We start from the raw sequence: 14,585 nt of genomic DNA on the forward strand, positions 1-14,585 counted from the left end.
GCACCTCGAAGCAGGACTCAGGGGCTCAGGGGCTCAGGCCCTCAGGGCTCGTCGTCGCCGGTGGCGGCCGTGTCGGGGAGGCCGATGACGATGCGCGTCCCGGGCGGGGCCGCCTGCACCAGGCGCAGCCGGGCGAGGGCGGGGTGGGCGTCGAGCAGCTTGGCGCCGTTGGCCAGGGAGCGCAGGGCCGCCGTCTCCGCGCGGGCCGACTCGAGCTGGGCCTCGCCACGACGACGGGCCGTCGCGAGCTCGGCGGCCGCGGCACGCAGCTCCGGCGGCACGATGACGTCCTTGACGACGACCTCCGCCACGTCCGCACCGACGCGACGGGCGACCTCGACCGTCGCCGCCGTGATCCGTGCGGTCGGCAGCGAGGCGGCGCGACGCACGAGGTCGTCCGCGGTCGACGTCGCGAGCGCGTCGCGCAGGGCCACCTGTGCTGCGAGGTACACGGTCGACGTCGGGTCCTCGGAGACCTCGGCGAACGCGACGGGGTCCCCGACGGCCCAACGAACGACCGCTGACACCCGGACCGACACACTGTCGGACGTCAGGACCTCCTGGGGCGCCAGCTGGGTCAGCCGCTCTCTCAGGTCGAGGACCAGGAGCCGCTGGCCGCGCAGGCGCCGGTGCCGCCCGGCCGGCAGCACCTGGTCGAGGATGCCGTGTCGGTAGCGCAGCGCGCAGTGGCGCGGCTCGATCGTGAAACGTGTCAGGGACATTCGGGCGACCTCCTTCGGTGCCGTTCGGTGGACTGTAGTGGTGCGGGCCATGCTGTGGGATTCGTGGCCGTGCGGGTGCCGCCGACCGCGGCGCGGGCCGCGGAGGACCTGCTCGTGGCCGGGCGAGGGCACGGCCACGAGGCTGCCTGCAGGGCGACCCACGAGGGGTGACGGGCGGCGACACCCTGAGGACTTGAACCTCTGGTGCAGTGCACCGTTACCTGCAGTCGGCGCTTCGAGAGCGCCGCATCCCGGGGTGGGTCCGACACGCAGGACCGCGGGTGGCACGCCACCGCGGCTGCTCGAGCACCCCGTACGCCTCAAGGGTCGCGCCTCGGGGCGGCTGCGCGCCAATGGTTTTCGCGCACGACGCGCAGCAGGGGCTCTCGGGCGTGTGGACGAGTCGTGGCGACACCCTCGTCCACACCCCTGCCGGCCGCCGACCACCCTCCACAGGCCTCGGAGACGGTGTCTCGGTGCACGTCCCGGCGATGACACCATGGGGACCCGGACCGAGGAGGACTCATGGGCAAGGCACGTCGCGGTCGACGGCAGGGGGCGCCGAGCAGCCGGCGCGACCCACGGGAAGGTTCCGCCTTCCGCACCCCCTCGCCGGCTGCCGGCGCGCCGACACCCGCACCGGCCGATGCAGTCCGCCAGGCGCTGCACGAGCTGCTGGCCCGGGCCTACGACGCCCTCGACCGGGCTGACGAGCACACGCTCGACGACGTGGCGGCCTCGGTGGCCGCCCTCTGCGCCGGACCGGACACCCGGCGCACCGTCGTACTGGGGCTGCTCGACTCGGTGACGACGGCGACCACCCGGGCCTGGCAGCTCGGCCGGCAGCCCGCCGACCTCCACCGCCTCGTGGGACGCCGTCTCGCGGCGGCGGAGCAGGAGGTCGTGGTCGACGCCATGGCCCACGAGCTGCGGCAGTACGCACCCGCCACGGTCGACCGTCGGTGGCTGGCGCAGCTGCGAGAGCTGGGCGACGGGCTGCCGGTTCCCCGATCCAGCACCTGGATCGAGGCCCGGAGATCCGGCGGCACCGACTGGTTCACCCTCGTGTCACAGGTCGTCACCGTGCTGCACCTGCTCGTGCGCCTGCCCGCGCTCGAGCACCTGACCTCGGTGCCGGGAGAAGCTCGCCCCGATCCGGGCGGTCCGGGCGGTCCGGGCGGTCCGGGCGGTCCGGGCGACGCCGAGGCACCGGCGGCCGACGAGCGCATCCTGAGCCGGGTCCGCATGCTGCTGGCCAAGGCCGAGTCGACGACGTTCGAGGCCGAGGCGGCCACCTTCACCGCCGGCGCCCAGTCGCTCATGGCCCGCCACAGCATCGACGCCGCCCTGCTGACGCGGCAGGCCGAACGACCCGATCGGGACGGCCCCCAGGGCAGGCGCATCGGGATCGACAACCCCTACGAGGGTCCGAAGGCCGTCCTGCTCCAGGCCGTGGCCTCGGCCAACCGGTGCCGGATGGTGTGGTCGCGCGAGCTGGGGTTCGGCACCGTCGTCGGCTTCGAGGCCGACCTCGACGCCGTCGAGCTGCTCTTCACCTCGCTCCTCGTCCAGGCGACGCGCACGCTCGCCGCCGCGGGCTCGCGCAGCGCCGTCCACGGCGGGAGCCGCACGCGCTCCTTCCGGCAGTCGTTCCTCTCAGCCTTCGCCGACCGCATCGGCGAGCGGCTCCACGAGGCCACGGCCCAGGAGGAGGAGTCCGCCATGGCCTCGCACTCGCAGGGCCGAGAGCTCGTGCCGCTCCTGGCGGCCCGGGCCGAGCGGGTCGACGAGGCGCTGGGTGCCTGGTTCCCGGAGGTGCGCCAGGCCAGGGTCAGCGCGGCGCGTGACGCCGAGGGCTGGCACTCGGGGCGATCCGCCGCGGACCGGGCCCAGCTCGGCGCCGCACCCCGGCTCCGGGCCTGACACCACCCTCGGCGTGCTCGTGCGCGCCCGTGCGCGCCCGTGCGCGCTCACGCGTCCCGCACGGCACCGGATCCCGAGCGTCCTCAGGCTCGTTCGGGGCGTCGGGGCGCCTGGCGCTTCGGCTTGCGGACCTTGGGCGGAAGCGTGGCCACGTGGTCGCGGGCGCGGTCGACCCACGCCGACCGAGCCGTGTCGTCGAGCTCGGCCGGCAGCGACAGCCAGCCACCCATGGGTCGCCCCTCGGGACCGAACGGTCCGCTGCCGGGTAGCGCCCGCAGCTCCTCGAGCCCCGCCTCGTCGAGCTTGACGCCGACGTCGGCGCCGAAGAGACCGGCGAACATCGTGCCGTTGACGAAGGCCCCGACGCTCCCGAACATCGGCCTGACCTCTACCCCCGGTGCGGGCGTCACGAGGGAGCGGAAGCGCTCCTTGGCCTCGTCGCTGTGCTTCGGCAGGTCCACCCGTCCATGACACCACCGACGGGCCTCACGGACCAGCCCGGACCGGCACCCCGGGCGGCACCCCCGGGCGCTGGGTCGGTGCAGCTCGAGGCCGGACAGCTCCCGCAGCAGCGCTGACGCCGTGCTCAGCCGGGCACCCCGACGGCGGGCCGGGACCCGACAGGCCGCACGACGGCGAGGAAGACCGCGGCGACGAGGGCCGTCACGCCGCAGATCGCCCACACCGCCAGGTAGCCCGACAGCGACGCGTGGCCCGTCGCCTCCGTGTCGACCGAACCGGTCGAGGCGAGCGCGATCGCGAAGACGCTCGATGCGAAGGCCCCGCCGATCGTCTTGGTCGTGTTGGTCATTCCCGTCGTCAGGCCGGTGTGGGTCGGCGGCGCCTGGGCCGCAGCCGCGGTCGGGAGGCCGGCGACGAGAGCGCCGGAGCCCAGGCCCGCGACGACCATGTTGGTCATCGTCTGGGCGAGGCTGGCGTGGAACGGCAGGAAGAGCAGGTAGCCGACCGCGACGAGCAGGGCCGCGACGACCATCGCCACCCGGGTGCCGGTGCGGTGTGCGAGCAGGTGCAGCAGCAGGGCGCCGACCGCGAGCGACAGCACGTAGCCGCCGATGATGATCGACACCCGGCCCGCGGAGGCCCCGAGCCCGTAGCCGGTGACGGCCGGGTCGGTGCGCGCGAACGTCGACAGCGGGATCTGGGCGCCCAGCACGGAGACGCCGAAGAGGAAGGCGGTCGCCTGCACGGGCCACTGCCCACGGGCCCCGAGGATCCGGAGGTCGACGAGCGGCTCCGGGTGGGCGAGCTCGACCCGGGCGAAGGGCAGCAGCACCGCGCCACCGGCGACGAGGAGCACCCACGGCCACGGACTGCCCGGACCGACGACGCGCACCAGGACGAGGCCACCCATGACGAGACCGAGGGCGAGGGTGACGAGCCAGAAGCCGCGCCAGTCGACCGAGCCGCCGGCGAGCACCGGCGACTCCTCGACGCCGAACCAGATCGCGACGAGGGCCAGGGTCACGACGACGGCGGGCAGCGCCAGCAGGGCGGTCAGGCCGAGCGACTCGGCCAGCGCCCCACTCGTCAGCGCGCCGGCGATCACCCCGAGCTCGAGTCCGGCGACGAGGAGACCGGCCGCGCCGCGCACGCGCCGCTCCGAGCCGCCGGTGCGGCGGTGGATGATCGCGACCTCCATCGGTAGCCACACGACGTAGAAGCCCTGGATCGCCCAGGCCACGAGGAAGAGCCCGAAGGTCGGCGCGAAGGCCACGCCCCACGACGCGAGGGCCGTGACGACCGTGGAGAGCAGGAGCACCTTGCGGTGCCCGATGAGGTCCCCGAGCCGTGCGAGGAGCGGGACGACGAGCGCCGACACGATGAGCTGGGCGGCCTCGAACCAGTTGACGTCGGCGTCCTTGACCGACAGGTGCCGGGCGATGTCGGTGAAGACCGGGGTGTAGTAGCCCTGCAGCACTCCGCTCGCCAGCTCGACGCAGATGAGGAAGCCGACGACCCTGGTGATCGGGCTGTGGGCCACGGCCCGGGCAGCGTCGGAGACGGCCGTGCTGTCTGACATGCGGATCCTGTTCTCGCGGTGGGGTGCTCGACGTCAGAGCTGTTCGATGAGGCGGCGGTACCACCGCACGCCTTCGTGGAGGTCGTCGACGCCGATGCGCTCGTCGACGCCGTGGATGGAGGCGCGCTGGGCATCGGTCATGCGGAAGGGCGTGAAGCGGTAGACGCGCGGCCACACCCGGTGGAAGTGCCGCGAGTCCGTGGCCGCGAGCATGACGTAGGGCACCGCGACCGTCCCCGGGAAGACGTCCTCGAGCGTCGACTCGAGGAGGGCGTATGCCGGGTCGTCCGTCGGTGACACCGGGCTCGGCTCGTCGCCGCTGACGAGGGTCACCTCGACGTGAGGGTCCTTGATGGTGCTGCGAACTCGCGCGAGGGCACCGGCGACGGTCTCGCCGACCATGACCCTCATGTTGACGTGGGCGCGCGCCGTCGCGGCGATGACGTTCGCCCCCGAGGACCCCGACAGCTGGGTGACGGCGACGGTCGTCCTCGTCAGCGCGGCCGTCTCGTGCCCGAGCCGCGGGAGCACCCGGGAGAGCACGGGCCGCAGGCGCCGCGCCCGACCGAAGACCGCGGCATACGGCAGGCGCGCGTGGGCGCCGGCGCGTTCGAGCATGTCGACCGTGGCGTCGGGCAGGTGGCTGGGGAAGGGGTTGCGCTCGAGCCGCAGGATGGCGCGCGCGAGCCGGCTCGTCGCCCCCATGCGGCGTGGAGCCGACGCGTGGCCGCCGTCGCCTCGCGCGACGAGCTCGACGTCGACCGTGCCCTTCTCGGAGACGCCGATGACGGCCATCGGGGCCTCGATGCCCGGCAGCGCTCCCTGCACGATCGCGCCACCCTCGTCGACGACGAACCACGGCTCGACGCCTCGCTCGCGCAGGACCGCGACGGCGTCCTTGGCCGCACGCCCCGAGACCTCCTCGTTGCAGCCGAAGGAGAGCCAGACGTCCCTGCCGGGGGTCACACCGTCGGCGAGGAGGTCCTCGACCGCCTGACAGGTCGCGACGAGCGAGCCCTTGCAGTCGAGCGCCCCACGGCCCCAGACGTGCCCGTCCACCAGCTCACCGGCGAACGGTGGGTGCGTCCACACCGACGGGTCGTCGACGGGGACGACGTCGAGGTGCGCCATGAGCACGACCGGTGCCTCGCGGGTGAGACCGGGCCATCGCACGAGCAGGGCGTCCCCGCTGATCCGCTCGACCTCGCACGTCGCGTGGAGACGCGGGAACCGCGAGCGCAGCTCGGCGAGGAGTGCCTCGAAGACGGCGCGGTCCTCCTTCGCCGGGTCCCAGTCCGACACGGTCGGGATGCGGATGAGCGCCCGCAGCGCCTCGACCGCAGCGTCGTCCCCGTTCATGACCGGGAGCGTATGCCACGCTGGCCGCATGGACTATGGGCACGAGCTGCAGTTCGGTGTGTTCGCGAGCCCGGAGGCTTCCCGCGTGCACGAGACCCTCGAGCTGGCACAGCTGGCCGACGTCGTGGGTCTCGACCTGTTCACGGTCCAGGACCACCCCTACAACGCGAAGCACCTCGACACCTCGACGCTGCTCACCGCGGTGGCGGCCCGGACGAGCGCCATCCGCGTGGCGGCCAACGTCGCCAACCTGCCGTTGCGACCTCCAGTCGGTCTCGCGAAGCAGGTCGCGAGCCTCGACATCGTCAGCGGCGGACGCGCCGAGCTGGGCCTCGGCACGGGCGCCTTCTGGGACGCCATCGTGGCCGCGGGCGGCGAGCGCCGCACGCCCGCAGAGGCGGTCGACGCCCTCGTCGAGGCCATCCACGTCATCCGCGCCACCTGGGGCCAGGACCCGCAGCACCCCGGCGCCCGGTCGGTCACGCTCGGGGGTGAGCACTACTCCGTCACCGGGATGCACGCCGGCCCGTTCCCCGTGCACCACGTCGGCATCTGGCTCGGTGCCTACCGGCCCCGGATGCTGCGCGTCACCGCTCGGCTCGCCGACGGGTGGCTGCCCAGCATGGGCTACGCCGACCCGGAGGCGCTCGCGGCCATGAACGCGGTCATCGACGAGGCTGCCGAGCGCGCGGGCCGGGGACCCCGGACGATCCGGCGGATGTACAACGTCTTCGGCTCGTTCGGGACGGGCAGCGGCTTCCTGCGCGGCACGGCGGACGCGTGGGCCGAGCAGCTCGCCGAGCTGACGCTCACCGAGGGCATGAGCACCTACGTCCTCGGCACCGACGACCCCGACGTCGTCAGGCGGTATGCCGCCGAGGTCGCCCCGGCCGTGCGTGACCTCGTCGACGCCGAGCGCGCCCGTCGCGCCGGCGCATCCGCGAACCCCACCACCCCCGAGTCCACCCCCGAGTCCACCCCCGAGTCCACCCCCGTGTCCGCAGGGGAGTCGCTGCCCGACCCGACGCCGACGACTCGCGCCGACGTCTCCCCGCTCATCGTCCGACCCACCCCCGACGACGGGGTCCGGCTCAGCCGCGCCCTCCCCTGGCGCGAGGACGAGCGACCGGTGACCACGAAGCCCGAGGGGACGGCATATACCCCCGCGCAGCAGGCCGTGCCCCAGCACCTCGTCGACGTGCACGACCACCTCCGTGGTGAGCTCGCCCAGCTGCGCGACGTCGTGGGTCAGGTGCGGCGCGGCTCCCTGTCGACGGGCGCGGCCCGGTCGGTCATCAACACGATGGCCCTGCGACAGAACAACTGGACCCTCGGCGCCTACTGCGAGACGTACTGCCGTCTCGTGACCGGGCACCACACGCTCGAGGACCGGAGCATCTTCGTCCACCTGCGCGGGGCCCAGCCCGACCTCGCTCCGGTCATCGACCGGCTGGAGCAGGAGCACCACGTTATCGCGGACGTGCTCGAGCAGGTCGACGACGCGCTCGTCGGGCTCGTCGGCACCGACGCGTACGGCCGGTCCGGGCAGGAGGCCCTGGACGAGATCCAGCGCGCCCTCGACCTGCTCACCGACACCCTGCTGTCGCACCTCGCCTACGAGGAGCGCGAGCTGCTGCACCCGCTCGCCCGCCACGGGTTCGGCTGAGCGCACCGAGACCGGACACGACGCGCCCGGACACGGGACCGCCCCTCCCGGCAGGGGTCCGGGAGGGGCGGTCGACCATGGGGCCGCGGCGCGGCCGGTGCGGCGTCGGTCAGGCCGACGGGGCCGCGGTGGCGGCGGCGGAGCCGTGCTCGAGCGCCTCGACGACGGCGCCGCAGAAGTCCGGCAGGTCGTCGGGGTTGCGGCTCGTGATGAGGTTGCCATCGACGACGAGGGACTCGTCGACCCACTCGCCGCCCGCATTGCGGAGGTCGGTCTGCAGGCTCGGCCACGACGTGAGGCGACGGCCCTTGACGACATCGGCCTCGATGAGCGTCCACGGAGCGTGACAGATGGCCGCGACCGGGCGACCGGATGCGACGAAGTCACGCACGAGGGCGACCGCGCCCTCGTGGGTGCGCAGGTTGTCGGGGTTCGCGACGCCGCCGGGCAGCACGAGGGCGTCGAAGTCCTCGACCTTGGCGTCGGCGACCGTCACGTCGACGGGCTTGGTGTCGCCCTTGTCGAGGTGGTTGAACATCTGGACCTCACCGGACTCCGGGCTCACGACGACGGCCTCGTGGCCGGCGTCGGTCACGGCCTTCCACGGCTCGGTCAGCTCGACCTGCTCGATGCCCTCGCTCGCGACGAGAAATGCGACTCGCTTGGCCATGAGGCCCTCCTCTGGTCGCCCCGGTGAGGGGCGCTCGATGTGGTTCTTCGGCGTTCTGGGTGACTCTCGTGGCGTCGACCGCCACCTTCGGCTCCTACCCACCCCGACCGGTCCTGTCACCGGACCCTCGACAGCACGGGCAGGCCGAGTCCTGCGCGGTTAGGGTCGGCCCATGGCCAAGGACCTCGTGGTTCCGCTCGCTCCGAACGTCTGGCGCATCCCCCTGGTGCGCGACCTCGTCAACGGCTTCATCCTGCGTGACGACGACGGGCAGGTGACGCTCGTCGACATGGGCGTGGCCGGCTCGGGCCCCAAGGTCGTGGCGGCGCTCGGCGCCATCGGCGCGGCGCCCTCGGACGTCACGCGCCTGCTGCTGACCCATGCCCACCCGGACCACGCGGGTGGAGCGGCTCACGTCGCCCGCGAGACCGGACGGGGCTTCACGGTCCACCACGACGACGCGGCCTACGCCGCCGAGGGGTCGTCGCCCCCGCGCGACCGCCGCTTCGTCCTCGGCCGGCTCTTCGACCGCTTCTCGCGACCGGGGAGGGACTTCGAGCCGGTCACCGTCGAACGCGAGATGACCGACGGGGAGGTGCTGCCCGTCGCGGGCGGCCTGCGGGTCGTGCACACGCCGGGGCACTCCCCCGGTCACGTCTCGCTGCTCCACGAGGAGTCGCGCACGCTCATCACCGGCGACGCGATCTTCAACGTCCTGGGGCTGCGCTGGCCCGTCAGGGCCTTCTGCACGGACTTCCGCATGACGCAGCAGACCGCCCACCGGCTCGGCGAGCTCGACTACGACGTCGCGGCCTTCACGCACGGGACCGAGCTGCGCGACCGTCCGCGGGAGGCCATCCGCGGCTTCCTCTCGCGGCACCGCCCCGCCTGAGGCGGAACCGCGGTCCACAGCCCTGTCCACAACTGTGGACAGACCCTGTACACGCGAGCGGGCGGGACTGGGTACGTTGCCGGGGTGACGAACTTCGGATACACCCTCATGACCGAGCAGAGCGGCCCCAAGGACCTCGTGCGATGGGCCGTGGGAGCCGAGGCCGCAGGCTTCGACTTCGAGGTCTCGAGCGACCACTTCTCACCCTGGCTCACCGAGCAGGGGCACGCGCCCTACGCGTGGTCGGTGCTCGGCGCGGTCGCCCACGCCACCGAGCGGGTCGAGCTGATGACCTACGTGACGTGCCCGACGATGCGCTACCACCCCGCCGTCATCGCCCAGAAGGCCGCGACCCTGCAGCTGCTCGCCGACGGCCGCTTCACGCTCGGCCTCGGCAGCGGCGAGAGCCTCAACGAGCACGTCGTCGGCGAGGGCTGGCCCGGAGTCGTGACACGCCAGGACATGCTCGTCGAGGCGGTCGAGATCATCCGCCAGCTGCACTCGGGCGAGCTCGTGACGCACCACGGCCAGTACTTCGACGTCGACTCCGCCCGCATCTGGGACCTGCCCGACATCCTCACGCCGGTGGCGGTCGCGGTGAGCGGGGACATGTCGATCGAGCGGCTCGCCCCGCTCGCCGACCACATGATCGCGGTGCAGCCCGAGGCCGAGCTCGTCGACACGTGGAACCGCACCGAAGGGGCCGAGCGCATCGGCGCCGGCGCCCGAGCCATCGGGCAGATCCCCATCTGCTGGGACCCCGACGAGAAGACCGCGATCGCCCGGGCCCACGACCAGTTCCGCTGGTTCGGTGGCGGCTGGGCCGTCAACGCCGACCTGCCGACGCCGGCGGGCTTCGCCGGGGCGACGCAGTTCGTCCGGCCCGAGGACGTCGCCGAGTCGATCCCGTGCGGACCCGACCTCGACCGGATCGTCGAGTCCGTCAGCGCCTACTGGGAGGCCGGGTTCACCGACATCGCCCTCGTCCAGGTCGGGGGCGACGCCCAGGAGCGCTTCCTCGACGAGGCGGCAGGCCCACTGCTCGAGAAGCTGCGCGCCGCCGCCGGCTGAGTCCGCGAGACGACCGCCGGAGCGTCAGGCGGTCACGCCGCCTGACGCTCGGCGCGCTCGGCGAGCAGCCGTTCGCGGCGCTTGGTGATGTCGGCACACTCGAGGCAGACCTCCTCGGGAATGACGCCGAGGCGCATGAGACCGGAGAAGAGGATGCAGCCGACGCAGACGCCGAAGATCGACTCGAGCGCCGGGAAGAGCACCATGACGACGCCGATCACGACGACACCGACGACGGCGCCCGTCGAACCGGTGAGCAGGCTCAGCACCCAGAGGGCGGTCGCGGCGACCGTCATCACGGCGCCGATGGTCGCCGCGAACCGCTTGGGCGCCCCGGCCGTGGGCCGCTTCGGCGTCGAGACGGAGGGTCGGATCCACCGCTGCACGAGCCGGGCGATCGGGCTGGCCGAGGGTCCGAACGCAGCCCGCAGGCAGAAGTCGACGGCGAGGACGGCATACAGCCACCACTGCGACGTGGCGAGCGCGATGACGCCCACGACGAGGACGACGGCCGCGATGAGACGAACGGTCACATCGTCGACGACGGCGGGGAAGCGCAAGGAACTCATCCTCACATTATTGACGACATAAGGGCAGGTTATGCAAGTCGTCTCGTCTGGCGAGGCGGACCGGGCACGTCACCGGGCACGTCACCAGGCATGTCACCGGGCATGTCACCGGGCATGTCACCGGGCACGGAGCACCCGCCCGGCGACGACCGCACACCCCACCAGGAGCGCGGCCCCGACCCCCGCGACGACCGCGAGACTCGTCGAGAACGCCCCCTGCGCGGCGGCCACGAGGTCGTGTCCCGCCGCAGCCGGCAGTGACGTCGCCGCACGGACGGCGACCGAGAGCGAGTCGAGCGCGGCCGCGGCGGGACCACCCGGGTGGGCGGCCGCATACGGCGCGAGCTGGTCGCGGTAGACGAACGTCGCCAGCGAGCCGAGGCCAGCGATGCCGACGGCGATCCCCAGCTCCCCCGACGTCTCGGACATCGAGGCGACCGAGCCCGCGCGCTCCGGGGGCGCGGACTGCATCATGACACCCATCGTCAGCGTCGAGGGCAGCATGATCCCGAACGACGTCAGGCACATCCCGAGCACGAGCAGGCCGAGCCCCTGTGCCGGGCCGACCTGCGTGTAGAGCACGAGCCCGGCCGCGCAGACGAGCAGGCCCGTCGCCATGGTGCGGCCCGTGCCGAGTCGCGCGGCGATGCGCGCCGACGACGCCGACCCGACGAGCAGGGCCACGTTGGCCGGGAGCATCCACAGCCCGGCGCCCAGCGGGTCGAGCCCGGCGACGAGCTGGAGCCACTGCGAGCTGAGGAACGACACCCCCGCCATCACGACGCCGCCGACGAGCATCACCGCGAGCGCCACGACGAAGCCGCGGCTGCGGAAGAGGGTGAGGTCGACGAGGGGGTCGGGGATGCGACGCTGGCGACGCACGAAGACGAGGCCCATGACGACGCCAACGGCCATCGTCAGGAGCGCCGCCGGGGAGCCGTCTCCTCGCGCGATCTCCTTGGACCCGTGGATGACCGGCAGGATCGTCGCCAACGACAGCACCGAGCTGGCGACGTCGACCCGGGTGCCCACCCGGCGCTCGGACTCCGGCAGGACCCGGTGTCCGACGACGACGAGCAGCACCATGAACGGCACCCCGAGCAGGAACGCCGAGCCCCACCAGAAGTGCTGGAGCAGCAGCCCGCCGACGAGCGGTCCGACGGCCATGCCACCCATGAAGCACGAGTACCAGACACCGATCGCCGCCATCATCTGCTTCTCGTCGGTGACGATCGTGCGGATGAGGCCCATCGTCGACGGCATGAGCGTGGCCCCGGCGATGCCGAGCACGGCCCGCCAGAGGATCAGCTGCCCGGGACTCGAGGCGTAGGCCGCCGCTGCGCTGGCCACACCGAAGGCCACCGCGCCGGCGAGGAGCAGCCGCTTGCGGCCGATGCGGTCGCCGACCGCCCCCATCGTCACGAGGAAGCCGGCCAGCACGAAGCTGTAGATGTCGAGCATCCACAGCTGCTGCGTCGTGCTCGCGCCGAGGTCGGCCGAGAGCTCGGGCAGCGCGAGGTAGAGCACGCTGACGTCGAGCGACAGGAGCAGTGCCGTCAGCGCGAGCACGGCGAGGGCGGTCCACCGCCGCCGCGCGGACGGGTCGGTGACCGTCCCGCGCCGGTCGGACCCGGTGGGGATGGACTGGGTCTGGGTCGAGGTCGTCATGCCCCCACGTCGAACGGGACCCGACCGTCTCGACACGGTCACGCGGAATCGGTGTCGGCCACGCGGCATACGCTGGCCGCATGGCTCTACACATCGGTGCGCACGTCGACCAGGAGGACCCGATCGCCGAGGCGAAGGCACGCGGGGCGTCCCTCTCGCAGCTCTTCCTCGGCGACCCGCAGAGCTACAAGGGACCTGTGGTGAGGTATGCCGGTGGGCCGGCCGCGCTCAAGGCCGACGCCGCCGCCGCCGGGGTCGACCTCTACGTCCACGCGCCGTATCCGATCAACGTCGCGAGCCTCAACAACCGCATCCGCATCCCCGGACGCAAGCTGCTCCAGCAGCACCTGACCGCCGCCGCCGAGATCGGCGCCAAGGGCGTCATCGTCCACGGCGGGCACCTCGGGGCCGACGAGGACGCGGCCACGGGCTTCGACAACTGGCGCAAGTGCATCGACGGCCTCGACCTGCCGGTGCCGCTCCTCATCGAGAACACCGCCGGTGGCGACAACGCCATGGCCCGGCGGCTCGAGGCCATCGCCCGCCTCTGGGACGCCATCGGCTCGGCGTCCGGGAGCGACCAGGTCGGCTTCTGCCTCGACACGTGCCACGCCCACGCCGGCGGCAACGACCTCGGCACCGTCGTCGACGAGGTGCGGGCCATCACCGGCCGTATCGACCTCGTCCACGCCAACGACTCGCGCGACGAGTTCGACTCCGGCGCCGACCGGCACACGAACTTCGGCTCGGGCCACATCGCGGGCGAGGCCCTCGCGGGGGTCATCCGGGCCGCCGGGGCTCCCGTCGTGTGCGAGACCCCGGGCGGGCTCGAGGGGCAGTCGGCCGACATCGCCTGGCTGCGGTCGCAGGTCGACTGACGTCTTCGTGAGGCCAGTGCGACCGCGGGCCCGTGGGACCCGGCGATCCGGGCTCGGCGTCGGGCCGACTCCCAGCGGACTGTCAGTGGGCTACCAGCATTTCCAGACCGGCTCTTTACCCATCGGGCCACTGCGGCGCCCTAGGTTACTCAGGGGTTGCGCTCGGGTCGCCAACGATGCCGGTCCGGCGCTCCCACTCCCGGACGCCGCGTCCCGCCATCCCCTCCTCGGTGGCGGGCTGCGGCGTTCGGGCCGTCAGGTCCGGCTCGTCCCGGCGCGGCCACCCACGGCCATCCGGTCGGCGAGCAGCACCGCGACGCGAAGCTGCTCCGCCGTGGGGCGCACGACGTGCGTCGACGCGGTCACCCGGAAGTGGCCCAGGACCTCGTCACCGCGGCGGACGACCACGGCCGCGTAGCCGTCCGTGGGGAGTCCGACCCGCTCGACGGGCAGCCGGCGACCACCGGACATGACCTTCCCGTCGGCGTCGACGACGGCGTCGTTCCAGCGCGGGTGCCCCGGGTCCCAGGTGCAGCGGTCGGCCCCGAGGACCGTCGTGATGGCCGACCCGATGGCGACCGAACGGGCCTGCTCGGTCGTGTCGGGCGGGAGGTCGAGCAGGTGGGTGAGCCCGGAGATGTAGCCCTCGCGACGTTGCGCCACCGCCTGCTGGCGGCGCCCCCACAGCGCGATCTCCGTCACCGCGAGCCCCACGACCACGAGGGCCACGGCGAGCTCGAGGTCGGCCTGGCGGTGGATCGATAGCGAGTAGTACGGCTCGGTGAGGAAGAAGTCGAAGCTGCCGGCCGCGGTGAGGGCCGCAAGGACGCCCGCGACCCGGTCGCCGGTGGCGGACGCAGCGACGACGGGGAGCACGAGAACCATCGCGGCGGTGCTCGGGTCCAGCGAGCCGCGGAACAGCCCCAGCACGGCGCCCACGACGACCGGGAGGAGCAGGGCAGCCCAGCGCGTCAGCGTGCGGTGCGTGGCGAGCCAGTCGTTGGTCATGACTCCACGCAACACCCGTCGACGGGCTCGCGTCAGCACTTCCTGCCATCCTGACGCGATCTTGACGCCGTCCTGATGCGTCGGGAACGTTCTATCCCCGGCCGGATCCGCGCCGCTA

The 14,585-nt window shown here is 73.1% G+C and carries 13 protein-coding genes; 5 read left to right on the forward strand and 8 right to left on the reverse strand.

The window, feature by feature from the left end:
- Positions 1-41: 41 nt before the first annotated feature.
- A complete protein-coding gene (locus TAE01_RS06690) occupies positions 42-722 on the reverse strand; it encodes an SPFH domain-containing protein (RefSeq protein WP_147064705.1) in 681 nt (226 codons plus the stop codon).
- Positions 723-1,247: 525 nt separating this feature from the next.
- Here TAE01_RS06690 and TAE01_RS06695 point away from each other — a divergent pair.
- Positions 1,248-2,645 (forward strand): DUF2786 domain-containing protein, encoded by a 1,398-nt coding sequence (locus TAE01_RS06695; RefSeq protein WP_147064707.1) that lies wholly within the window; start codon positions 1,248-1,250, stop codon positions 2,643-2,645.
- A gap of 83 nt (positions 2,646-2,728) precedes the next feature.
- On the opposite strand, the gene TAE01_RS06700 is transcribed toward TAE01_RS06695, so the two are convergent.
- From TAE01_RS06700 to TAE01_RS06710, 3 genes are all read right to left on the reverse strand, one after another.
- Positions 2,729-3,106: a TfoX/Sxy family protein gene (locus tag TAE01_RS06700; protein ID WP_147064709.1), complete on the reverse strand. Its 378-nt coding sequence runs from the start codon at positions 3,104-3,106 to the stop codon at positions 2,729-2,731.
- 125 nt (positions 3,107-3,231) lie between these two features.
- Positions 3,232-4,686: an MFS transporter gene (locus TAE01_RS06705; RefSeq protein WP_147064711.1), complete on the reverse strand. Its 1,455-nt coding sequence runs from the start codon at positions 4,684-4,686 to the stop codon at positions 3,232-3,234.
- Positions 4,687-4,719: 33 nt separating this feature from the next.
- Positions 4,720-6,045, reverse strand: coding sequence for a M20/M25/M40 family metallo-hydrolase (locus tag TAE01_RS06710; RefSeq protein WP_147064714.1), 1,326 nt, complete (start codon positions 6,043-6,045; stop codon positions 4,720-4,722).
- A gap of 28 nt (positions 6,046-6,073) precedes the next feature.
- On the opposite strand from TAE01_RS06710, the gene TAE01_RS06715 reads away from it, so the two are divergent.
- Complete coding sequence (locus tag TAE01_RS06715) at positions 6,074-7,711, forward strand: LLM class flavin-dependent oxidoreductase (protein WP_147064716.1); 1,638 nt, start codon at positions 6,074-6,076, stop codon at positions 7,709-7,711.
- Between the two features lie 109 nt (positions 7,712-7,820).
- Here TAE01_RS06715 and TAE01_RS06720 read toward each other — a convergent pair whose 3' ends face one another.
- Positions 7,821-8,381 carry a type 1 glutamine amidotransferase domain-containing protein gene (locus tag TAE01_RS06720; RefSeq protein WP_147064718.1) on the reverse strand — a complete coding sequence of 187 codons (561 nt, stop codon included), beginning with the start codon at positions 8,379-8,381 and terminating at the stop codon, positions 7,821-7,823.
- Between the two features lie 172 nt (positions 8,382-8,553).
- Between TAE01_RS06720 and TAE01_RS06725 the strand changes: the two genes are divergently transcribed.
- Positions 8,554-9,273: an MBL fold metallo-hydrolase gene (locus TAE01_RS06725; protein ID WP_147064720.1), complete on the forward strand. Its 720-nt coding sequence runs from the start codon at positions 8,554-8,556 to the stop codon at positions 9,271-9,273.
- Positions 9,274-9,357: 84 nt separating this feature from the next.
- Positions 9,358-10,344: an LLM class F420-dependent oxidoreductase gene (locus TAE01_RS06730; RefSeq protein ID WP_147064723.1), complete on the forward strand. Its 987-nt coding sequence runs from the start codon at positions 9,358-9,360 to the stop codon at positions 10,342-10,344.
- A gap of 32 nt (positions 10,345-10,376) precedes the next feature.
- Here TAE01_RS06730 and TAE01_RS06735 read toward each other — a convergent pair whose 3' ends face one another.
- Entirely contained in the window at positions 10,377-10,913 is a 537-nt protein-coding gene (locus TAE01_RS06735; protein WP_147064725.1) for a DUF4395 domain-containing protein, read from the reverse strand.
- Between the two features lie 117 nt (positions 10,914-11,030).
- A complete protein-coding gene (locus TAE01_RS06740; RefSeq protein WP_147064727.1) occupies positions 11,031-12,581 on the reverse strand; it encodes an MFS transporter in 1,551 nt (516 codons plus the stop codon).
- Between the two features lie 80 nt (positions 12,582-12,661).
- Here TAE01_RS06740 and TAE01_RS06745 point away from each other — a divergent pair, with 80 nt between their 5' ends.
- Entirely contained in the window at positions 12,662-13,459 is a 798-nt protein-coding gene (locus TAE01_RS06745) for a deoxyribonuclease IV (RefSeq protein ID WP_147064729.1), read from the forward strand.
- Positions 13,460-13,714: 255 nt separating this feature from the next.
- Here the strand turns inward: TAE01_RS06745 and TAE01_RS06750 are convergent, their stop codons facing one another.
- Positions 13,715-14,467 (reverse strand): DUF4118 domain-containing protein, encoded by a 753-nt coding sequence (locus TAE01_RS06750; protein WP_147064731.1) that lies wholly within the window; start codon positions 14,465-14,467, stop codon positions 13,715-13,717.
- Between the last annotated feature and the right edge of the window lie 118 nt (positions 14,468-14,585).

It is taken from the genome of Terrabacter aerolatus (genome assembly GCF_007991735.1).
GTDB classification, from domain to species: Bacteria; Actinomycetota; Actinomycetes; order Actinomycetales; family Dermatophilaceae; genus Terrabacter; species Terrabacter aerolatus.